The sequence below is a fragment of the Robertmurraya massiliosenegalensis JC6 genome (genome assembly GCF_000311725.1).
Classification (GTDB): domain Bacteria; phylum Bacillota; class Bacilli; order Bacillales; family Cytobacillaceae; genus Robertmurraya; species Robertmurraya massiliosenegalensis.
Map to the genome: position 1 here is coordinate 87,654 of NZ_HE978518.1, position 21,462 is coordinate 109,115.

Genomic DNA, 21,462 nt, shown 5'->3' on the forward strand with positions numbered 1-21,462 from the left:
GCTATACTGGTCTTTTTTCTATAACCATTTAACCTTTGGCTCTGTTTTATTTTTAATACGTGAAATGTTTGCCCGGTGTCGATAAATGACAAAGAAGGCAAGAAGAGCAACTACAATGATGAGTGCACGATCACCGTCAATAATGGCATATATAAGAGCAGCCATAGCGGCAACAATTGAAGATAAGGAAACATATTTCGTTATGTACAAACAAAGGATAAACACAGTGACAATGACCACGAACATGAGAGGTGCATATGCTAAAAGAACGCCACCAGAAGTTGCAACTGCTTTTCCCCCTTTAAACCCAGCAAAGAGTGGGAACATATGCCCGATAACCGCTGCAACACCAGCTATTAATGGGTGTAGGTCTGATTGATTAAATAGATCGGGAAGAGTTGTCGCAACCGTTCCCTTTAAAATATCTGCAAGTGTTACAATGATTCCTGCTTTAACCCCTAACACGCGAAAGGTATTGGTCGCTCCTAAATTCCCGCTTCCATGTTTCCTTATATCAATCCCTTTCGCTTTTCCAGCAATCAGGCCTGAAGGGATAGAACCGAGTAAATAAGATAAAATGATAATTGCAATAATGACCATATAATGTTCTCCTTTATAAAAAAGCTGCATTCTTTATTGTTGTTCATTTGAGTAGGAAAATAGATTTCACAAGATGTATAGTATTTCTACATCTCATCCTCTCGCCTAACGCCTAGTAAATTTCAACTTTCCCCAAAGAAGATAAGATAAGTCAAGCGTGATTCACTTACTATTATCGGAGAAATCGAGAATTTTCAGTATGTACAGCGATAGAAAGGTACTTTCGATTTGTTTTTAAGACCTACTACTAATGTTTAATTATTGTACCATGTGTGGAAGCCATTTCACAATGCTTGAAATCATAAGAGGGATAGACAAAAGGTTGCACTAGTTCATACATTTATATTTTCAACTAACAGATTTCGTCATGAAACTTGAAAATTCCTCCTTATATGAGGTTTTTCTTTTCAAGATGGATTGAATTCGTTACGATGGAATCATGGGGAGGAATTTCATTCATGGTACGTGTTGAATATCATCAAAAGAAAATGATCTCAAAAGGGTGGATCATTGGCGGCTTATTGATCGCATTCTGTATAATCCTATCTAGTATTCTATTACTTTTATACCCTTTTACTTCAAAAGAAAAACATGAATACTTCAGTGGGGAGAATCCGATAATATTTGAAGGAGTTCAAAAAGGCAATGCAATTGTAGATAATGATAGTGTCTACGTGCCTTTAGCTTTCATTCAAGAGAATATCGATGACAGTGTTAGCTATGACGAAAAGTCTAATTCCATTATCATAACAACGGCAGATAAGGTTATTCAAATGCCTTCGGAGTCATTGACCTATTATGTAAATGAAGAGCCTGTAGAACTCCACTTTTCAGCGCTCAAAGATAAAGCAGGCGAACTTTATCTCGCATTAGAGCCCGTTATCAGTTTTTACCCAATGGAATATACTATTTTACCAAACACAAACGGGGTCTTAATCCAACAGAACGGGGAAAAGATTACGCATGCGACAATTACTGAAAAAGAGGTTCATGAGGAAAAACTTCGATTAAGAATAGAGCCCTCTCTCCAATCTCCTTATACTTCTGAAACAACTTTGGGCGAAGAAGTGTCCATCGAAGAGGAGAAAGACGATTTTTATTATGTGCGTAAAAAAGACGGAGTTGCAGGTTTTATAGAAAAAAAGCTTGTTTCACCTGGTGAGAAGGAAACGATTACTATTATTAGAGAGCAAAAAGAAGCGACATTACCAAAAATAGACGGCCCAATTCAATTAACTTGGGAAGCGGTTTATACTAAAACACCCCATCCTAATAGTCTTCCGCAAATGCCTGGGGTCAATGTCGTATCTCCAACATGGTTTGAATTAGAAAACGAGAATGGAGAAATCAAAAACCTTGGTTCCTTACCCTATGTTACTTGGGCGAAGGACAAAGGATATCAAGTTTGGGGACTTTTTTCCAATGCTTTTGATCCCGAATTAACATACCAAGCTCTTAAAGATTTTGATACCCGTCAAAAAATAATTAGAACTTTACTCCAATATAGTCAAATCTATCAATTAGATGGAATTAATTTAGATATCGAAAATGTGCGACCAGAGCATGGTCCACTCGTGACCCAATTTGTTCGGGAAGCCACACCCTATTTCCATGAAGCTGGACTCATCGTCTCAATGGACATTACTTTTATAGCTGATGGAAATTGGTCAGCTTTTTATGAACGGGAAAAATTAGCAAATATCGTCGATTATTTAGCCGTCATGGCCTATGACGAACATTGGGGATCCTCACCAATTGCTGGAAGTGTCGCAAGCCTGCCTTGGGTCGAGGAGAATCTACAAAAACTCCTTGAGTCAGTTCCAAATGAAAAGCTAATCCTTGGGATACCACTTTATGCACGCCTGTGGCAAGTTCAAGACTCAGGAGAAGTGTCGTCCTCAGCGTTATCTATGGATAAAGTGGAGGAATGGTTGGAGCAACATCAACTAACTCCAACGTATGATGAGGCAAGTGGACAAAATTATGCAGAAGTTTATGTAGCCGAGGAGAAAAGCACATATAAAATTTGGCTTGAGGATGATCTTTCACTTAGAAAGAGAGTGAACTTGGCTTCTAAATATGAGCTTGCTGGTATTGCTAGTTGGTCTAGATCGTTTGCTAATGAAACTGCGTGGCTCGCTTTAGATATGGATAATGGCCAAGTCACCCAAAAATAAAATCTCCTGCTTTGGAGTTGATTACATGATTTTTTTACATTGAAAGCGTACAATGAAGGAAATACTACCTTTTACATGTAAATATGATCATTTTTATTGGAGGAGATACTAAATGACAATTGAAAATCCGAGTCGTGAGGAAATTGGAAAGATCCTAAAAAGAGTAAAACGAATTGCTGTAGTTGGCCTAAGTGGCAATCCGGAAAGAACTTCCTATATGGTTTCTAAAGCGATGCAAGATGCTGGATATGACATTATTCCTGTGAATCCTACTATAGACGAAGTTCTTGGAGTGAAAGCTGTAAAATCATTAAAAGAAATCGAAGGACGTGTCGATGTTGTAAACGTATTTAGACGTCCTGAACATTTAATGGATGTAGCGAAAGAATTTGCTGATATTGACGCTGAAATTTTTTGGGCACAGCTTGGAGTCGTCAACGAAGAAGCATATCAATTTTTAAAAGAAAAAGGCTATACTGTAATTATGGATCGCTGCATTAAAGTGGAACATGCTTTAACAAAATAATGATTCATCACAAAACTGTCGAGTATTTCTTGACAGTTTTTTTATCGAATCTAAAATGATTCTTTATTCCTAATTATTGTTGTGGATTCCTTTTCCTAGAACTCCTCTAAACAAACCGTTGATTAAATAACTCTTACCTAAATTGAAGCAAATTGTTGATGACCTATTTGCTAAATCGTTATATTTATATACAATAGTGCATAGACGTTTCTTTTTGAGTAGGGATAATATTTGTGTTCATAAGTAAGAAAAGCGTTCACGATTCTTAAACTTTTGTTTTATTTCTCCAAAATTAACTACAAAACTTTAAGAAAAAACGCAATTGATATGATAAGATTAACTTCAGGAACACTCGTTCTAAGAGTGATAAAGCCTATTTTTCGCGAATAAAAACCGATCAATGGTTTCGTTGGTTTTCGCTTATGAAACGTTCTTTATAAATAAAAAATTATTTGGTAGCAGCAATTGAAAGGGGTATGTAAGTGGCAAGAAATCAGCAAAGCTTCGAATATAATGATGATGCCATTCAAGTATTAGAAGGTCTCGAAGCGGTTCGTAAACGCCCCGGAATGTACATTGGTAGTACTGATTCGAGAGGTCTTCATCATTTAGTATATGAAATTGTCGATAACTCGGTAGATGAGGCATTAGCAGGTTATGGTGACCACATCATCGTAAAGATACATAAAGACAATTCAATTAGTGTTCAAGATAAAGGGCGCGGAATGCCCACAGGCATGCACAAAATGGGAAAGCCGACACCAGAAATTATCTTAACGGTTCTTCATGCAGGAGGTAAATTCGGACAAGGTGGTTATAAAACAAGTGGGGGACTACATGGTGTCGGAGCATCAGTGGTTAACGCCCTTTCAGAATGGCTTGTTGTTAAGATTAAGAGAGATGGCTTTGTTTATGAACAACGTTTTGAACATGGTGGTGTGCCTGTTACAACACTTGAAAAAGTTGGGAAAACGAATCAAGCAGGAACAACCATTCATTTCAAACCAGATAGAACAATCTTTTCCACTACAACTTATAATTATGAGACTTTATGCGAACGTCTCCGTGAATCTGCTTTTCTATTAAAAGGAATGAAAATTGAAATTATAGATGAGCGCAATGATGTGAAAGAAGAATTCCATTATGAAAATGGAATCGAAGCATTTGTCCAATATTTAAATGAGGAAAAGGATGTACTCCATCCAGTAGTCAGCTTTGAAGGAGTAAACGCTGGGATTGAAGTCGATTTTGCTTTTCAATTTAATGATGGATACTCTGAAAACGTTCTATCGTTTGTAAACAATGTCCGAACAAAGGACGGCGGTACCCATGAAGCTGGAGCGAGAACAGCTTTAACGCGAGCATTTAATGAGTATGCGAGAAAAGTAAGCTTGCTTAAAGAAAAGGATAAAAACCTTGAAGGTTCTGATATACGTGAAGGTTTTTCTGCGATCATTTCTGTTCGTGTACCAGAAGAACTATTGCAGTTTGAAGGGCAAACGAAAGGGAAACTAGGCACAAGCGAGGCAAGATCTGCTGTCGATGCTGTCGTTTCTGAACATCTATCTTACTTTTTCGAAGAGAATCCCGATATTAGCTCCCTTTTAATAAAAAAGGCAATTAAAGCTTATCAAGCACGGGAGGCAGCACGTAAAGCAAGAGAAGAAGCGCGCAGTGGGAAGAAACGGAAAAAAGGCGAAGCGGTTCTTTCTGGAAAACTAACTCCCGCTCAATCACGAAATCCACAGCGTAACGAACTCTATTTAGTAGAGGGAGACTCTGCAGGTGGTAGTGCAAAGCAAGGACGTGATCGGAAATTCCAAGCCGTACTTCCTTTACGTGGTAAAGTTATTAATACAGAGAAAGCCAAACTCGCTGATATCTTCAAAAACGAAGAAATCAATACGATTATTCATGCAATAGGTGCAGGAGTGGGTGCAGACTTCAATGTTGAAGACTGTAACTATGACAAGGTTGTCATTATGACCGATGCCGATACAGATGGTGCCCATATCCAAGTTCTCCTACTTACTTTCTTTTACCGATACATGAAACCACTTCTAGAGGCTGGAAAAGTATTTATTGCACTTCCACCTTTATACAAAGTGAGTAAGGGGACTGGTAAGAAAGAAGTAATCGAATATGCGTGGAGCGATGATGAGCTTGATGGAGCCATTAAGAAAATTGGGAAAGGCTATATGATCCAACGCTATAAAGGACTTGGTGAAATGAATGCCGACCAACTTTGGGAAACGACGATGGACCCGGAAACACGGACGTTAATTCGTGTGCGGATTGATGATGCAGCGAGAGCGGAAAGACGTGTAACCACATTGATGGGGGACAAGGTTGAACCTCGTCGGAAATGGATTGAATCGAATGTTGCATTTGGTCTTGAAGAAGACGGTAGCATTCTTGAAAATGAAAATATTTTAGTGGAAGAGGAGGTTACTGAACATGAGTAGTACAGAGAAATTTCGTGACCTCCCGTTAGAAGATGTTCTTGGAGACCGTTTTGGTCGCTACAGTAAGTACATTATTCAAGATCGTGCATTACCAGACGCACGAGATGGCTTGAAGCCCGTTCAGCGCAGAATCCTATATGCTATGCATGTAGAAGGTAATACGAGTGAGAAAGGGTTTCGTAAATCAGCAAAAACGGTCGGTAATGTAATTGGTAACTACCATCCTCATGGAGATAGTTCCGTTTACGAAGCGATGGTCAGGATGAGCCAAGATTGGAAGGTCCGCAATCTCTTAGTTGAGATGCACGGAAATAACGGAAGTATTGATGGTGATCCACCTGCTGCGATGCGTTATACAGAAGCAAGACTATCTGCCATCGCAGCTGAGCTTCTAAGGGATATCGAAAAAAACACGGTCGATCTCGTTCCGAACTTTGATGATACGGCAAGTGAACCAACCGTATTACCAGCGATGTATCCTAACCTACTGGTTAATGGTTCAACCGGAATTTCCGCTGGTTATGCGACCGATATTCCTCCCCATCACTTAGGTGAAATTATTGATGGCGTCATAATGCGCATGGACAACCCACAAACTACGGTCGATGACTTAATGACCGTTATTAAAGGGCCTGATTTCCCAACTGGGGGCATCATTCAAGGGGTCGAAGGGATCAAGAAAGCGTATGAAACTGGAAAAGGTAAATTTATAGTGCGCGGGAAGACCGAAATTGAAACAACCCGCGGTGGCAAACAACAAATCGTTGTGACAGAAATTCCTTATGAGATTAACAAAGCCAACCTCGTTAAGAAAATCGATGAATTCCGTTTGGATCGTAAAGTTGAAGGGATTTCTGAAGTACGTGATGAAACTGATCGCACTGGTCTCCGTGTTGTCATTGAGCTAAAAAAAGACGCAGATGCCAATGGTGTTCTTAATTATTTATATAAAAATAGTGACCTTCAAATTACGTATAGTTTTAATATGGTTGCTATCCATAATCGAAGACCAAAATTAATGGGCTTACTTAATCTTCTTGATGCTTATATCGAGCATCAAAAGGAAGTCGTTACACGCAGAACACAATATGATTTACAAAAAGCAAGGGATCGTCAGCATATTGTTGAAGGCTTAATGAAAGCTCTTTCGATCCTTGATGAAGTCATTGCAACGATTCGTGCATCTAAGGATAAACGAAATGCGAAAGACAATTTAATTGCAAAGTTTCAATTCTCTGAAGCTCAAGCAGAAGCAATTGTGTCCTTACAACTTTACCGATTAACGAATACAGATATTACAGCCTTACAAGCTGAAGCGGAGGAACTAGCAAAGAAGGTGGAAGAATTATCATCGATTCTTGCAAGTGAACGAAAACTTTTATCTGTTATCAAAAAAGAGCTAAAAGATGTGAAGAAACGATTCGCAGATGAAAGACGGACGAAAATTGAAGCTGAAATTGAAGAAATCAAAATTAATTTAGAAGTACTTATTGCAAGTGAAGATGTGATCGTCACTGTCACAAAAGAAGGTTATGTGAAACGGACAAGTCCGCGTTCCTTTGCTGCTTCTAATGGGCAGGATTTTGGTATGAAGGACTCAGACCGTCTTCTTGCTCAATTAGAAATGAATACGACAGATGTGCTTCTTCTTTTCACAAATAAAGGTAATTACTTATATTGTCCAGTACATGAGCTACCGGATATTCGTTGGAAGGATCTTGGGCAACATGTAGCCAATATCGTCCCAATTGATCGTGATGAATCGATTATCAAAGTGATACCTGTAGCAGATTTTGAAAAAGATTCTAACCTCTTATTCTTCACGAAAAATGGAATGATTAAGAAAACAGAGTTGAAGCAATATAAAGCACAACGCTACTCGAAACCACTTGTCGCTATTAATGTAAAAAATGGTGATGAACTCATCGATGTACATGAAACAGACGGAAAAGCGGAACTCTTCTTAACTTCTTATTTAGGATACGGACTAAGATTTACAGAAGAAGAAGTGCCATTGGTTGGTGCAAGAGCAGCTGGGGTTAAAGGAATGAACCTGAAAGACGGAGATTTCGTCACAAGTGGAAATATTATTTCTAATTCAAATGAAGAAAGTATTGTTATTGTGACACAGCGTGGCTCTATTAAGAAAATGAAGTTAACCGAGTTTGATTTAACTTCAAGAGCAAAGCGTGGTGTCGTCATGCTTAGAGAGCTTAAATCAAATCCACATCGTGTCGTTGGGGCTGTCCTTGTCCGAGAAGATGATGACATTACCGTTCAATCTGAAAAAGGGCAACTCGAAAGCACGAAAGCATCCGAACTTCGTTACAATGATCGTTACACCAATGGCTCATTCATCATTGATGAAACCGCAAGTGGTAAAGTCCAACACATTTGGAAAACAACTACTGAAAATACCAATAATGAAACTTAATTTATGCCCCTTGCTAATCATTTAGCAAGGGGCTAAGTGTTTTTTAATTTCCTATATCATTCTAATTAATTATTGCATTCTAAAAAATTAGAACGTATAATAAAATCAAATTAATGATTAGAATGGATGATGGGAAAATGGAGATTACATTGGAACAACAAAAATTAATATCTAGTCCACTGAGAGCAAAGATTATCTATTTATTAAACGAAAATGCGATGACAGCCAAGCAAGTAGCCGATGAACTTGGAAAATCAAATGGAAGCGTTCATTATCATATCCAACAGCTTTATAACGGGGGAATTCTAGAGTTAGCTGATACGAAGAACAATAAGGGAATTATCGAAAAGTATTATCGTTCAAAAGCGATTGAATTTAAACTAAAAGATGAATTTTCACCTGAAAAAACCGACTACTTTATGAAAAGAGGAACATCACTTTCCTTATCTGACAGTGAATTGGAAGAGTTTACGAAAGATTTTGATCGATTGCTAAAAAAATACGTAGAAAAAAGCATTAAAGGGCAACAAGAGCGTAAACCTTATGAGATCAATTGTGAATTTATAAAGCTACCAGAAGAAGAGGAGGAAAGTTGAGATGCCAATATGGGTCAAAAGAAATATTATCCTTTTTCTTACTGGAAAGCTTACGGCCGTACTTGGTTCTTCCATCTACGGCTTTGCTATAGGTCTCTATATTTTAGCAGAGACAGGATCCAGTCTGAATTTTTCTATTACACTATTCGTCAGCATATTACCTAGAATCTTACTCTCTCCGATCGCCGGAACATTAAGCGATCGCATAGATAGAAAGAAAATCATTATTATTTCTGATTTTGCCTGTGCAGTTTGGCTTCTTGTCATCTTTATCATCTTCACTTTTCTTACGCAACACATCTGGCTCTTATTTTTAGCGACCTTCATCTTAAGTTCTCTCAACACTTTCTATTCGACTGCCGTGACTTCAGCGATTCATAATATGGTTGGCTCCGATTACATTCAAAAAGCAATGTCATTAAATCAAGTAGCTGTATCTATTTCAACGATATTAGGGCCTGTACTTGGAGGAGTACTATTTGGTTTCATGTCGATATCAACGTTCATGATCATCAATATTATCGCTTTTACTTTTTCAGGAATAGTTAGTATTTTCATAAACTATCACTTATTTTCAGAAAAGAAAGTAGAAGCAAAAGAAGAAACTTTCTTCTCTGAACTAAAAATTGGACTTACGTATGTAAAGCAGCAGTCATTTATTAAAAACCTTCTTTTTATTGCCGTCTTTCTTAATTTTTGGTTTGCTGTCTTCCCAGTTGCTTTGCCGTATTTAGTGTTAACCGTAAGAGGGATGGAGTCCTATCAATTAGGGATTATAGAAGGTTCTTTTTCCATTGGGATGCTGATCATATCTATCGTTTTAGCACAAATGAAGGAAATCAAAAATAAAAAACGAAGTATATTTGGTGGTCTAGTAGGGTTGTCTAGCATGTTAATTCTTCTCGGTATTCCAAGTGTACCTGGGTTAAGCAATTTACCTAATATGTTCTTTTTTCCATTCCTAATCACAATTGTCTTGTTACTTGCATCATTTATTATGCTCATTAATATGCCCGTCATGGTTTTATTGCAAAAAAGCACTCCAGATCACTACCGAGGACGTGTAATGTCGTTAGTTGAAACGGGAGCAAGTTGTATGACACCGTTAGGATTTATTGTTTTTGGATATTTACTAGAATTCACACCGGTATGGTTCTTACTTTTGATTTGCGGTGCAAGTATATTCATAATCGTGTTGTACTCATTAAGAAATAAACGATTTATTCAGCAATTAAACAGTTCAATAAATGACAATATTGTTGCAGTTGAAGGATAAAAACGGTATGATAATAATTTTTTTAGGATAACTTAAAAATATACTTTGATCATTATGCAGATATATGATTTGATATGATTATGTACTTTTTACTACTAGGGGGAACATATGGTAATTGTAAATTTTTTGAATAATTTAATGTGGAGTTATATTTTAATTGTCGTATTGATTGGAGCAGGGTTATTTTTTAGTATAAAAACAGGCTTTGTCCAATTATCTTTTTTTAAAGAAATGTTTAGAATCCTTGGAGACAGGGCGACCGTGTCTTCGAATGGTAAAAGAGGGTTATCTTCTTTCCAAGCTTTCTGTATTAGTGCGGCTTCAAGAGTAGGAACAGGAAATATTGCAGGGGTTGCCACTGCTATTGCAACAGGTGGTCCTGGTGCCGTATTTTGGATGTGGCTCATTGCCTTTTTAGGAGCAGGCTCTAGTTTCGTCGAAAGCACATTAGCACAAATCTATAAAGTGAAAGACAGAGATGGATACCGTGGTGGACCAGCTTACTACATGGAAAAAGGCTTAAATAATCGCTTTATGGGGATTATTTTTGCGATTATTATTACCTTCTGCTTTGGACTCATCTTTAATTCTGTGCAATCAAACACAATCTCTCTTGCTTTCACGGAAGCATTCGGTGTTAGCCGTACGGTAATGGGCATTATATTAGCAATTTTAACAGCCATCGTCATCTTTGGAGGCGTAAAAAGAATTGCTCGCTTTTCACAAGTTGTTGTACCTATCATGGCTTTAATTTACTTGGTCATTGCTCTATTTGTTGTGATTACAAATATAACAGAGGTACCAACAGTATTCAGTTTAATCATCAAGAATGCTTTTGGAATAGAAGAAATGGTTGGCGGTGGAATAGGTGCTGCTATCATGATGGGAATTAAACGTGGCTTATTTTCAAACGAAGCAGGAATGGGTAGTGCACCAAATGCAGCTGCAACGGCAAGTGTTTCCCATCCTGTTAAGCAGGGGTTAATCCAAACCCTCGGCGTATTTGTTGATACAATTCTTATTTGTTCTGCCACAGCGTTTATGATTCTTTTATCCGATAACTTCATGTCCGGTCAAACAGGGATCCAGTTGACGCAAACGGCGCTAAGTGAACATTTAGGAGCTTGGGCAACGATATTTGTCGCCATTGCGATTTTCCTGTTTGCTTTTAGTTCCGTCATTGGAAATTACTACTATGGTGAAACGAATATTGAGTTTATTAAAGAGAATAAATCAGCAGTCTTTATTTACCGTTTAGCCGTTGTTGCGATGGTATTTTACGGTTCGATTGTTGATCTCGATGTTGTATGGAGTCTGGCCGACTTATTTATGGGTGTAATGGCTCTCATCAATATTCTTGCCATTGTGCTTCTTGGACATATCGCTTTTAAAGCACTCACAGACTATAAGGGGCAACGGAATCAAGGAAAAGACCCTGTCTTCTATAAAGATTCCATTCCTGGTTTAAAAGGGATTGAGTCGTGGGAAGAAAGAAAAGAAGCAAAGCAATAACATTTTATGTGGTCCCTATCAAATGGTAGGGATTTTTTTTGGTTTTTTGCATCTTTTTTCCAAAAATGGACATTCTATTCATGAATTCATTGGAGGAGTGACTTAAGATGAAAAAAGAAATTTTGGTCGTAATTTTCGCCTTATTTTTCATGTCTATTACGGCTATAACAGGGGCTTATGCCATAGATGAGAGTGAAAAGATGAAGGTCATATTAGAAGAACATGAAGATTTAACTGGAGACGGTAAAGAAGAGAATATCATTGTTAAAGGTGAACCAATTGATGAGGAAAATTCTCTCTTTAAAAAAATGACGATTGAGGTAGTCGACAACCAAGGCGGCAATCATCAAATTGAATTAGAAGAGGGGGTTAGCCCCCATCTTACATTCCAAGATCTCAATCAAGATGGGGTAAAGGATATGCTCGTTTCTGTAAGCAATAGCGGAAGTGGAGAGGTAACCAATCATTATTTATACGCTTTAAAAGACGATTCAGTTACTGACTTAACTGTACCTGATCCACTGGTAATTCAAAGTCAGTTCCTAGATGGCTACAAAGCAAAAATTAACATTGATAATAATCATAAATCACATAAATTTAATCTAAAAAACCGTGCTGAAGACTATGAAAATTCAGGGCTATATTATAATGGCATTCTAAATGAACCAATGGAATTAATGGTTCATTCGTATAATAAATTAGAACCGGTTAAACTTAATGGCAGTAAATTAGGATTAAAAGGGCGTCAAACGATAAGCGGGGTCCATCAAGGAGATGTAATTGGAGATGTAGAGTCAACTTGGGAATATAAAAACGGGGAGTGGATTCTCGTTTCCACAAAAGTAATTGAAGCATCCTATGAAAAAAGCAAACAATAAATAAGAAGAAAGATAATTTAGACATTCATGGTAGGCACATGTCACCCTTAGTAATTTTTAACATATATTAAAGCAAACAATACTTCAACATTTGGGGGACACCTTCCATGAGTAAGTTTAATCCTTCTAAATTAAAAGTAACATTTTTACCGCCTGCGACTCCTTTTAAGCCTGTAGATGAAAGAAAATATACCATGACTCATTCGGAAGAAACAGGAGAAACATTTTTAACAGTTGGATATTGTTATGATGAAAGTTGTATCAATCCGAAAATACATGATGAAGTGATGGCAGAATGGATACCACGAATGGGACAATACATTTTAAACGGTAAAGTACATGTAAGCAATGGTGAATACGATGAGCAAAATTCAAAAATTCGATTCATGATCTTCCAACAAGAGATCGCGTTTGCATTAACATCCATCGTATATGGAGACAGGGCCTTATATCAATATTATCCTTGGCTCTTAGATTCACCCATTTATATACAATTTGAATGTGTTTATCCGCTTTATCATCAACTTCTTTACTTCGGAACACCAAGACAATATCTAACTGTAGCATTACAAGAATCCGTTTCTTAACACAGGATACATGACCTGTGTTTTTTGTTTTGTTCACAGTAACCGGGAGAGAAGAAGAGGAAATCGTTAAGGCGGGTGGACCAGTTAATGGTAGTAAGTATGGAGAGATTTTATTTACTATAATTTCATTATGTAAACTAATTATTAATGATTAAAGCAGCAATAAAAAGCTGCCATTAATCATATCAAACGTTTATTAAATTCTTAACTGCGTACGCAAAGCCATTTTCATCGTTCGTTTTAGTAATGATATCCGCAAATTGTTTAATTTCTACAGGAGCATTCTCCATCGCAACAGATGTTGTGGCTACTTTAAATTGTTCAACATCATTTCCGCCATCGCCAAAGGCGAATATTTCTTTAAAATGGACATTTACTAATTTTTGATAGCGTAATAATGCAGCACCTTTGTTTGCTTCTTCAGAAGTAAGTTCAACATTATTCGGATGAGAAGAGGCGATCGTCAAAGGTAATTTGCCTTGTAGTGCTTCTTTTACAGCAGCAATTTTCTCTAATTGATTCTGGCGACTAACTGCCATTACTTTATAAATGACAAGATTTTCTCTAGATAACATTTGCTCATAGTCATAATCTGCAAAAATCAGTTCAATTTCCTCATCACTTTTTCCTTGAAGATACGGGTTTCTACACGGAAATCCACCTTGATTCGTATACACCATTATCCATAAACCAAATTGTTTTAAAATGGAAAATAGCTCTTTATACAAAGACAGAGGAATAGAGGCTTCAAATAAGACATCTTTATTTTCTGAATAGATAACGGTTCCATTAATTGTAAAAATAGGTATTTGCAAGGAGTTTAAATCTTCAAATTGAATGACGTCATCATAAGCACGGCCAGTATTAATGATGACAGAATGGCCTTGAGATTTTAATTCCTTTAAAACATGGAGATTTTCAGCAGAGATTTCTCGTTTAGAATTCAATAAGGTTCCGTCTAAATCAATAGAGAAGCATTTCATCTTGTAATTCCTTTCTATATAACATATTAAATACTATAACAGAAAAAGAAATTTTAAAAAACTGATGAGAAAAAGCAAAATGTTAATTTCGTCTCACTATTTCAAGTATACTTTGATATTGAGACTGAGACTCGCTCATTTGATTTAGCTTCCGATAATGAATATTATGTAAACTAGAAAATTAAATTATATTAAATGTTCCCAGCTGTACTGTACAATTGACAAGCAACACAAAAATACTAAATATCTTGTAAAACCGATATAAAACAATGTTCAAATTGACATTTTATTAATATTATAACTTTTAATTCAAGAACCCAAGTTTGAGTTCCTTGACATCCATTCATCCTCCCTATTTATCAGGTTGTGGATTCGTGGGTGTATTAAAGATATCTTTATTTCACCACATTAAGAACGTATGATCTAAAGTAAAAAAATAGCCACCTTTTATAAGATGACTATCTTCCCTTTAATCTATAAACGACTTCACATATTCCATCCCCGATTTCGCCTCATTGCTAAGCGGGACAATGGCACACTGATTCGAAAGTTCGTGTCTTACTTTGGTGATCCAAGGCTCTTCTGCAACAGCTCTCCCTTGTAAAATAGGATCTGTTGTCTCTGTTGCACGTAAACTCTGATTAATAATCCACCAATCTGGAGAAATATGCGCACGCCTTAAATCAGCCTGTAATCTGCTGGCCTCCATCACCGGCGTGGCTTCTGCTAAAGTAATAATTAGAACGCTTGTTTCATCCGGATTACGAAGGCGCGGCAAGAGTTTTTGCACGCTTTCAGGTACCTCACCAGTTGAACGAGCCAACTCCTTATGATACGATTGGGCCGCATCTAAAAGTAATAAAGTGTGCCCTGTTGGCGCTGTATCAATCACAACAATTTCATCTTCTGAACTTTCTACTATTTCTGCAAAAGCACGAAATACGGCGATTTCTTCTGTACATGGAGTGTTTAAATCTTCCTCCAAATACGCTAAACCAGCCTCATCTAGACCTTTACTTGCTTTTAATAAAACGTCCCTTTTATATGATTCTACTACTTTTTCAGGATCAATTCGACTAATGGTTAATCGTTCATTCCCTGAATTTTCACCAAATATATGTCCAAGATGAGCAGCTGGATCTGTTGTCGTCAAATGTACTTTCTGTCCATTTTCAACTAATCCTACAGCAATGGCAGAGGCAATCGTCGTTTTGCCAACGCCTCCTTTCCCCATTGTAAAAATAACACGTTTTCCTGCCACATTTTTCATCACATCATGCAAACTAGACAATGATGACTCTCTTACGTGCTGCTGAGATTCTGTTGTAACCAATGTGTATTGTTTTAAGAAATAACGAAGACTTTCCACCCCTGTTAAGGAATACGAAACATATGGTAAGGAGTAAGTAATATTTTGTTTTAGGTTTTCTGGAAGTTGTTTGATCATCCTTTGCTGTTTTTTATATAAAGAAACTGACAGCTTATCTTCTGGGACAAAAGTTTTCATCAAGCCGTTGATAATCAAATACTGATTTTGAATCCCGATAGCCTTTAATTCGATAGAGGCTCGATTTGCTTCAATCAGTGATGATTCGTCAGGTCTTGAGACCAGTATTAAGGTCGTTTTATCTTGATCTGACAACGCCTCAACCGTTTTGTTATACATTTCTTTTTTATCCGCTAACCCTGATAGCGGACCAAGACAGGAAGCACCATGAGTACTATCTGCCAAAAAGCCACTCCATGCTGAAGGAAGCTGCAGTAACCTTAGAGTATGTCCAGTCGGGGCCGTATCAAAAATAATATGCTCATATTTTTCTAAAATTGATGAATCAGTTAAGAGGCTCGCAAATTCATCAAATGCTGCGATTTCTACTGTACATGCTCCTGATAGTTGTTCCTCCATCGTTGCGACCACTGAATCAGGAAGAAGCCCTCGATAAGGACCGATCACTTTATCACGGTAGGTACTTGCTGCAACTTCTGGATCTAGATTACATGCAAATAAATTTTCCACACTCGCTACCTCTATCGGAGTATTGCCTAGCTCTATTTCCAATACATCCTGTAGATTTGATGCCGGATCTGTGCTGACAAGCAGCACTTTCTTTCCTGAATCTGCGAGTGAAATAGCTGTCGCACATGCTGTTGATGTTTTTCCGACACCCCCTTTTCCTGTAAAAAACAGATATGGTGTAAAGATACTATTTTCGGGTTCAAAAGGTTGAAACATCATTTTCACTTCTCTCTTAAAAGTTCCAATTTGGATTCGACTTTTCTCTCTTTAATATCTTCAATTCGGACATCAAACCAAGTTGCAAATTGTTCATTTGATGGATATTCCCCAATCATGACTACTTCGCCATTTACCAATGTAATGGGAAGTGAATCAGGACCTTTTTCGTGTAAAATTTTGTTGATTTGAACATTCTCTATAAATTTTGCTGGTTCATTCGAAAGATTAAATCGTTGAATATCAAAACCTTTTTTCTCTAGTCGGAAAATTGCCGTAGCAACCCTTGTTAATTCTGGATTAACACTTGGACCACACACCCCGGTTGGACAGCATAGAGCTGGATCAAAGATTTGTACGTTATTCATTTGATAACCTCCTTAAATCTTCATTTTCCTGTTTTTGCAAATAGCTTAATGCGTTCCTCGATTTCATCTCGAACTCGTTGAAAAAATACCCATTTTTCTTCATCTGTCCCCTCTGCCTTTGCTGGATCATCAAATCCCCAATGATCCCTTTTTACATGTGGTGGTGTCATTGGGCATTTATCTGCTGCATCTCCACATAATGTCACAACAAAATCGGCATCATTAAGAATTTCAGGATCAATGATGTCTGACGTTTGATTGGAAATATCAACGCCTACTTCATTCATGGCCTTTACTGCATTCGGATTTAAGCCGTGCGCTTCAATGCCCGCACTCAACACATTCCACTCGTTACTTAAGTATTTTTTACCCCAACCTTCAGCCATTTGGCTTCGGCAAGAGTTGCCTGTGCATAAGAAATAGATTGTTTTCTTCGTCATGATGTTTTGCTCCTTTTTAGTGATTTAAATGATTAATAACCAAATATATAGACCAACTAATGTAATAAATAGAGTGGGTATGGTCAAAATAATTCCCGTTTTAAAATAAGTTCCCCATGATATTTTAACGCCTTTTTGAGACAAAACATGTAACCATAAAAGAGTTGCTAATGAACCAATTGGGGTAATCTTAGGCCCTAAATCTGAGCCAATTACATTTGCATAAATAAGCGCTTCTCTTATAACACCGGTTGTATTTGTATCAGCAATTGCTAGGGCATCAATCATAACCGTCGGCATATTGTTCATGACTGATGAAAGGATAGCAGCAATAAAGCCCATCCCGATTGTCGCAGCAAATAATCCTTGATCAGCGATCACTTGTATCACATCAGATAAAAGAGTTGTTAAACCAACATTTCTCAAACCGTAGACAACGACATACATCCCAATTGAGAAGAAGACAATGGCCCACGGAGCCCCTTTTATAACAGTTTTTGTTTGTATTACCGGACTTCTTCTCGCAATGAATAAAAATGCTATTGCAACAACTCCCGCAATAATGGAAACTGGTACTCCTGTAAATTCGCTGGCAAAATAACCAATAAGTAAGACCGCTAATACAATCCAGGATAACTTAAACATTTTTATATCTTGAATGGCTTCAGCTGGTTTTTTTAACTGAGAAAGAGCATATTTTTTAGGAATGCTCTTTCGGAAATAAAGATATAAAATGCAAATGCTCGCTCCTAATGAAAAAAAGTTCGGAACGATCATCCTTGAAACAAATTCCGCAAAGCCGATCCCAAAAAAGTCAGCTGAAACAATATTGACTAAATTACTGACGACTAATGGAAGTGAAGTGGTATCAGCGATAAATCCACTTGCGATAATAAAAGGAAAAACCATTTTTTCATTAAAATGAAGGTTCCTTACCATCGCTAATACAATTGGTGTCAAGATTAGAGCGGCACCGTCATTTGCGAAAAATGCCGCTACCAATGCCCCTAGAACAGAGACATAAACAAACATTAACACGCCATTTCCTTTAGCAGCCCTTGCCATATGTAAAGCAGACCATTCAAAAAATCCAATTTCATCTAAAATTAATGAAATAATAATAATCGCAATAAAAGCTAAAGTTGCGTTCCAAACAATGGATGTAACATCTAGAACGTCCTGAATATCGACAACTCCTACGATAAAGGCAAGGATTGCTCCACCACAAGCAGACCATCCAATCGATAATCCTTTCGGTTGCCAGATGACTAAAATCAATGTTACTAAAAAAATGGCTGAAGCTAAGATGACTGATATCAATTTTGTTCCCCCTTTAATCGCATGAGATGCGTAACCCTTGTTGCTCTAGCTGTTGCAATCTAAATTCTTGACTAGGGAGATTGTGAAGAATAGCTTGTACAAAAGGATAATCGTCGCTTTCTTTCATCAAAGAATAAATGACCCATTGCCCTCTTTTCGTTTCACTGACGATCCCAGCATCCTTTAACTTTCTCATATGTTGACTAATGGCTGGCTGGCTCATTTTAAAAATTTCTACAAACTCACAGACACAACAATCATGTGAATCTAATATTTTCACCATCGTTAAGCGTGTTTTATCGCCCAATAGCTTTAAAACATTGGCCGCTTTCTCAATTTCTATTTTTGTCATTTCATACACCTCCTACACATGAAACCTTTCATATAAGTATTCGCTTATATAATAATATGCTTATATAAAATTTTCAATAGGTATAAAAACTTTGTAAAGGTTTTGTAAATTCTATTGCTTAAAATAACTACAATCATATAAAATGAATTTTCAATATCGACTTTCGATATTGATATTGGATATGGAGATCATTATTCGGAGGTAGAAAATTGGAAGAGAAAATACTTAGGAAGTTATTTCTCGGCTTTATCCAAATACATATTTTACATCATGCTAAAGAACACCCAATATATGGCGTTTGGATGCTCGAGGAGCTTAAAGAACATGGGTATAATATCAGTTCAGGAACACTCTACCCTATTCTTCACTCAATGGAAAGTGATCGTTTACTTTTAAAAGAAGAAAAAAATGTAGAGGGGAAAATTAGAAAATATTACACGACAACTGAAAAAGGAAATTTAGTTTTAAATGAAGCACGCCATAAAGCATATGAGCTTTTTAAAGAGATAAAAGACTAACAAAAGGAGTTTGCTATGACAGAAAACAAAGGTTTTAGAGCGCTAATAGAAATCCTCTTCGTCTCAACTAGACTTGGAGTCACATCATTTGGAGGGCCAGTTGCCCATTTAGGCTATTTTCACAACGAATACATTCTACGAAGAAAGTGGATGGACGAAAAAAGCTATGCAGATTTAGTCGCATTGTGTCAGTTTCTTCCTGGACCTGCAAGTAGCCAAGTAGGGATCGGCATCGGTGTCATGAGAGCTGGCATTTTAGGTGGTATTGTATCTTTTATCGGTTTTACACTTCCATCCGTTCTAGCCTTAATCCTATTTGCCTTCATTCTTCAAGGGTTTAATGTTAGTGATGCTGGATGGCTACATGGACTAAAAATGGTTGCCGTTGCGGTTGTTGCTCACGCTATTTTAGGAATGGCAAAAAATTTAACGCCTGATCTAACGAGAAAAGCTCTTGCTCTATTTGCGCTCGTTGGGACGGTTTTATGGCAATCTGCCTTTACTCAAGTAGGTGTTATTATGATTTGCGCACTGATTGGTTTTATCATATTTAAAAATCATCAAGATCGTCACGAAACAAACATGCATTTTCCAATTTCAAAAGGCTTTGCGATCGGTTGTTTAACGTTGTTTTTTGGACTTCTCTTTCTATTACCCTTTTTAAGAGAAATTACCTCATTAAATTGGATCGCTATGTTTGATAGTTTTTATCGTTCTGGTTCCTTAGTATTTGGTGGTGGTCATGTAGTACTTCCCTTATTGGAACGTGAGTTTGTCCCAACTGGCTGGCTAAGCAAAGATCAATTTTTAGCCGGTTATGGAGCTGCACAAGCAGTACCAGGACCGCTCTTTACCTTTGCTGCTTATCTAGGTGCTGTTATGAATGGTTGGCAAGGAGGACTACTTGCAACAGTTGCTATTTTCTTACCTGCATTCTTATTAATTCTAGGAACACTGCCTTTTTGGGATTCTCTCCGTCGAAATCCTAAAGTAAAAGGCGCATTAATGGGTGTAAATGCAGCTGTTGTTGGAATATTAATCGCCGCATTTTATCAACCGATTTGGACCAGTTCTATACTAGCACCGATTGACTTTGCTTTTTCCGCCATTCTCTTTAGCATGTTGGTGTTTTGGAAATTGCCACCTTGGATTGTTGTTGTGACAGGAGCATTGGGTGGATCACTAATGACATGGCTGTAAAATGTATACATCGCTTGGAACCTATTCCAAGCGATGTATTTAATTAACGAAAGGTAAGACCTCGGCGAATAAGATTTGCTGAAACCGGTTGTTTCCCAATTTCTCTAGACCAAATCGATAGTTGTCCGATATGATGAATTTCATGAGCGATCACATGTCTTATGACTTCACCCCAAGTATGGGTTTCAATACTTCCATCTTGTAAGGGGAGTTTTAATAAACGTGAATCCATATGTTCTTCCCAGCTATTCACAAAGGTTTCCACTTCAAGATGAAATTTTGCATCTAACTCTCGAACCTTTTTCAAACTATTGTACTTTTCGACATCCTCCTGAAAATCAGGTTTATTCTCTAGTGTACGTATCCAACTCCATTCAACATCAATAATATGAAAAAGTGTGTGCAAAATACTTCCCATTCCACCGGTTCGCTTTTTGAGAAGTTCTTCTTCACTTACTTCTTCACACCAACGATACCAATCTTCTCTTACACCCCAATTATACTGAAATAAAGTTTGCAAAAATGCCCCTCCTTATATATCGTAAAATGCAGATCATCATTTTTATAATACTGCTATCATCCTTTTATACGTAGCTGTTCTTCATCCTTATCCAGATACTCATAAAATCCAAGTCTATTTCCCCAAGGATCGGAAAAAGTACCCCATTTTACTGGAACTTCTGGCCTTGAATAAATTTCAAAATGGTCAATATTAAGCTCACTGATCACTCGCTCTCTTTCTCCGACAATATCTGGCACTCCCAAACGTAAAGGACCACTCCCTTCTGTAACGGTACCCTCGGCGACCTGTAACCAACATCCCGGTACAAGCTCCCACTCTACAAATCCAGCATGGGGAATAAAATCAGGTTTCTTCTTTAAAAGTTTTTCATACCATTCCCGTCCCTCTTTCATATCAGATACTCTTACTTGAGTTGTCATTTCGAAATACATACTATCACCTCAAAAATAGAATCATTAATAAATAGATCCTACC

At 37.3% G+C, this 21,462-nt stretch carries 20 protein-coding genes; 11 read left to right on the forward strand and 9 right to left on the reverse strand.

Annotation, left to right across the window (positions count from 1 at the left end; translation table 11 throughout):
- Positions 1 to 18: 18 nt before the first annotated feature.
- Positions 19 to 600, reverse strand: a complete 582-nt coding sequence (gene plsY / locus BMSHG_RS22655; protein WP_019156747.1) for a glycerol-3-phosphate 1-O-acyltransferase PlsY — start codon at positions 598 to 600, stop codon at positions 19 to 21.
- A 458-nt stretch (positions 601 to 1,058) separates the two neighbouring features.
- Between plsY and BMSHG_RS22660 the strand changes: the two genes are divergently transcribed.
- From BMSHG_RS22660 to BMSHG_RS22700, 9 genes are all read left to right on the forward strand, one after another.
- Entirely contained in the window at positions 1,059 to 2,777 is a 1,719-nt protein-coding gene (locus tag BMSHG_RS22660) for a glycosyl hydrolase family 18 protein (protein ID WP_019156748.1), read from the forward strand.
- A 112-nt stretch (positions 2,778 to 2,889) separates the two neighbouring features.
- The gene (locus BMSHG_RS22665; protein ID WP_019156749.1) at positions 2,890 to 3,303 is read left to right on the forward strand and encodes a CoA-binding protein; all 414 of its coding nucleotides are present in this window, start codon (positions 2,890 to 2,892) and stop codon (positions 3,301 to 3,303) included.
- A gap of 482 nt (positions 3,304 to 3,785) precedes the next feature.
- Positions 3,786 to 5,768, forward strand: coding sequence for a DNA topoisomerase IV subunit B (gene parE / locus BMSHG_RS22670; RefSeq protein WP_019156750.1), 1,983 nt, complete (start codon positions 3,786 to 3,788; stop codon positions 5,766 to 5,768).
- Positions 5,761 to 8,202: a DNA topoisomerase IV subunit A gene (parC, locus tag BMSHG_RS22675; protein WP_019156751.1), complete on the forward strand. Its 2,442-nt coding sequence runs from the start codon at positions 5,761 to 5,763 to the stop codon at positions 8,200 to 8,202. The genes parE and parC overlap by 8 nt, the downstream gene beginning before the upstream one ends.
- 137 nt (positions 8,203 to 8,339) lie before the next feature.
- The gene (locus tag BMSHG_RS22680) at positions 8,340 to 8,798 is read left to right on the forward strand and encodes an ArsR/SmtB family transcription factor (protein WP_019156752.1); all 459 of its coding nucleotides are present in this window, start codon (positions 8,340 to 8,342) and stop codon (positions 8,796 to 8,798) included.
- Position 8,799: 1 nt separating this feature from the next.
- Positions 8,800 to 10,074 carry an MFS transporter gene (locus tag BMSHG_RS22685; protein WP_019156753.1) on the forward strand — a complete coding sequence of 425 codons (1,275 nt, stop codon included), beginning with the start codon at positions 8,800 to 8,802 and terminating at the stop codon, positions 10,072 to 10,074.
- A 108-nt stretch (positions 10,075 to 10,182) separates the two neighbouring features.
- On the forward strand, positions 10,183 to 11,586 hold the full coding sequence (locus tag BMSHG_RS22690; RefSeq protein ID WP_019156754.1) for an alanine/glycine:cation symporter family protein: 1,404 nt from the start codon (positions 10,183 to 10,185) through the stop codon (positions 11,584 to 11,586).
- Between the two features lie 107 nt (positions 11,587 to 11,693).
- The gene (locus BMSHG_RS22695; RefSeq protein ID WP_019156755.1) at positions 11,694 to 12,464 is read left to right on the forward strand and encodes a hypothetical protein; all 771 of its coding nucleotides are present in this window, start codon (positions 11,694 to 11,696) and stop codon (positions 12,462 to 12,464) included.
- Between the two features lie 107 nt (positions 12,465 to 12,571).
- Positions 12,572 to 13,051 (forward strand): staygreen family protein, encoded by a 480-nt coding sequence (locus BMSHG_RS22700; RefSeq protein WP_019156756.1) that lies wholly within the window; start codon positions 12,572 to 12,574, stop codon positions 13,049 to 13,051.
- Positions 13,052 to 13,236: 185 nt separating this feature from the next.
- On the opposite strand, the gene BMSHG_RS22710 is transcribed toward BMSHG_RS22700, so the two are convergent.
- The 6 genes from BMSHG_RS22710 to BMSHG_RS22735 all read right to left on the reverse strand — a co-directional run bounded on the left by BMSHG_RS22710 (position 13,237) and on the right by BMSHG_RS22735 (position 18,747).
- The gene (locus BMSHG_RS22710) at positions 13,237 to 14,034 is read right to left on the reverse strand and encodes a Cof-type HAD-IIB family hydrolase (RefSeq protein WP_019156758.1); all 798 of its coding nucleotides are present in this window, start codon (positions 14,032 to 14,034) and stop codon (positions 13,237 to 13,239) included.
- A 469-nt stretch (positions 14,035 to 14,503) separates the two neighbouring features.
- Positions 14,504 to 16,267: an arsenical pump-driving ATPase gene (gene arsA / locus BMSHG_RS22715; RefSeq protein WP_026073594.1), complete on the reverse strand. Its 1,764-nt coding sequence runs from the start codon at positions 16,265 to 16,267 to the stop codon at positions 14,504 to 14,506.
- Positions 16,268 to 16,272: 5 nt separating this feature from the next.
- The gene (gene arsD / locus BMSHG_RS22720) at positions 16,273 to 16,635 is read right to left on the reverse strand and encodes an arsenite efflux transporter metallochaperone ArsD (RefSeq protein WP_019156760.1); all 363 of its coding nucleotides are present in this window, start codon (positions 16,633 to 16,635) and stop codon (positions 16,273 to 16,275) included.
- A 20-nt stretch (positions 16,636 to 16,655) separates the two neighbouring features.
- A complete protein-coding gene (arsC, locus tag BMSHG_RS22725) occupies positions 16,656 to 17,075 on the reverse strand; it encodes an arsenate reductase (thioredoxin) (RefSeq protein ID WP_019156761.1) in 420 nt (139 codons plus the stop codon).
- 24 nt (positions 17,076 to 17,099) lie between these two features.
- A complete protein-coding gene (locus BMSHG_RS22730; protein ID WP_019156762.1) occupies positions 17,100 to 18,395 on the reverse strand; it encodes an arsenical efflux pump membrane protein ArsB in 1,296 nt (431 codons plus the stop codon).
- Positions 18,396 to 18,408: 13 nt separating this feature from the next.
- A complete protein-coding gene (locus BMSHG_RS22735; protein WP_019156763.1) occupies positions 18,409 to 18,747 on the reverse strand; it encodes an ArsR/SmtB family transcription factor in 339 nt (112 codons plus the stop codon).
- Positions 18,748 to 18,956: 209 nt separating this feature from the next.
- On the opposite strand from BMSHG_RS22735, the gene BMSHG_RS22740 reads away from it, so the two are divergent.
- Both BMSHG_RS22740 and BMSHG_RS22745 read left to right on the forward strand, forming a co-directional pair.
- On the forward strand, positions 18,957 to 19,265 hold the full coding sequence (locus tag BMSHG_RS22740; RefSeq protein WP_019156764.1) for a PadR family transcriptional regulator: 309 nt from the start codon (positions 18,957 to 18,959) through the stop codon (positions 19,263 to 19,265).
- A gap of 15 nt (positions 19,266 to 19,280) precedes the next feature.
- Positions 19,281 to 20,465 carry a chromate transporter gene (locus BMSHG_RS22745; protein WP_019156765.1) on the forward strand — a complete coding sequence of 395 codons (1,185 nt, stop codon included), beginning with the start codon at positions 19,281 to 19,283 and terminating at the stop codon, positions 20,463 to 20,465.
- A 43-nt stretch (positions 20,466 to 20,508) separates the two neighbouring features.
- On the opposite strand, the gene BMSHG_RS22750 is transcribed toward BMSHG_RS22745, so the two are convergent.
- Both BMSHG_RS22750 and BMSHG_RS22755 read right to left on the reverse strand, forming a co-directional pair.
- A complete protein-coding gene (locus BMSHG_RS22750) occupies positions 20,509 to 20,985 on the reverse strand; it encodes a DinB family protein (RefSeq protein ID WP_019156766.1) in 477 nt (158 codons plus the stop codon).
- 56 nt (positions 20,986 to 21,041) lie between these two features.
- Positions 21,042 to 21,419 (reverse strand): VOC family protein, encoded by a 378-nt coding sequence (locus tag BMSHG_RS22755; protein WP_019156767.1) that lies wholly within the window; start codon positions 21,417 to 21,419, stop codon positions 21,042 to 21,044.
- Positions 21,420 to 21,462: the final 43 nt, after the last annotated feature.

What these genes read in the sequence shown, in the direction of transcription:
- plsY (WP_019156747.1), bottom strand. Translation starts at nt 600, where the DNA reads ATGGTCATTATTGCAATTATCATTTTATCTTATTTACTCGGTTCTATC.
- BMSHG_RS22680 (WP_019156752.1), top strand. Translation starts at nt 8,340, where the DNA reads ATGGAGATTACATTGGAACAACAAAAATTAATATCTAGTCCACTGAGA.
- BMSHG_RS22755 (WP_019156767.1), bottom strand. Translation starts at nt 21,419, where the DNA reads ATGTATTTCGAAATGACAACTCAAGTAAGAGTATCTGATATGAAAGAG.
- BMSHG_RS22690 (WP_019156754.1), top strand. Translation starts at nt 10,183, where the DNA reads ATGGTAATTGTAAATTTTTTGAATAATTTAATGTGGAGTTATATTTTA.
- BMSHG_RS22665 (WP_019156749.1), top strand. Translation starts at nt 2,890, where the DNA reads ATGACAATTGAAAATCCGAGTCGTGAGGAAATTGGAAAGATCCTAAAA.
- BMSHG_RS22685 (WP_019156753.1), top strand. Translation starts at nt 8,800, where the DNA reads ATGCCAATATGGGTCAAAAGAAATATTATCCTTTTTCTTACTGGAAAG.
- BMSHG_RS22695 (WP_019156755.1), top strand. Translation starts at nt 11,694, where the DNA reads ATGAAAAAAGAAATTTTGGTCGTAATTTTCGCCTTATTTTTCATGTCT.
- BMSHG_RS22700 (WP_019156756.1), top strand. Translation starts at nt 12,572, where the DNA reads ATGAGTAAGTTTAATCCTTCTAAATTAAAAGTAACATTTTTACCGCCT.
- BMSHG_RS22710 (WP_019156758.1), bottom strand. Translation starts at nt 14,034, where the DNA reads ATGAAATGCTTCTCTATTGATTTAGACGGAACCTTATTGAATTCTAAA.
- arsA (WP_026073594.1), bottom strand. Translation starts at nt 16,267, where the DNA reads ATGTTTCAACCTTTTGAACCCGAAAATAGTATCTTTACACCATATCTG.
- BMSHG_RS22735 (WP_019156763.1), bottom strand. Translation starts at nt 18,747, where the DNA reads ATGACAAAAATAGAAATTGAGAAAGCGGCCAATGTTTTAAAGCTATTG.
- BMSHG_RS22660 (WP_019156748.1), top strand. Translation starts at nt 1,059, where the DNA reads ATGGTACGTGTTGAATATCATCAAAAGAAAATGATCTCAAAAGGGTGG.
- BMSHG_RS22745 (WP_019156765.1), top strand. Translation starts at nt 19,281, where the DNA reads ATGACAGAAAACAAAGGTTTTAGAGCGCTAATAGAAATCCTCTTCGTC.
- parC (WP_019156751.1), top strand. Translation starts at nt 5,761, where the DNA reads ATGAGTAGTACAGAGAAATTTCGTGACCTCCCGTTAGAAGATGTTCTT.
- arsC (WP_019156761.1), bottom strand. Translation starts at nt 17,075, where the DNA reads ATGACGAAGAAAACAATCTATTTCTTATGCACAGGCAACTCTTGCCGA.
- arsD (WP_019156760.1), bottom strand. Translation starts at nt 16,635, where the DNA reads ATGAATAACGTACAAATCTTTGATCCAGCTCTATGCTGTCCAACCGGG.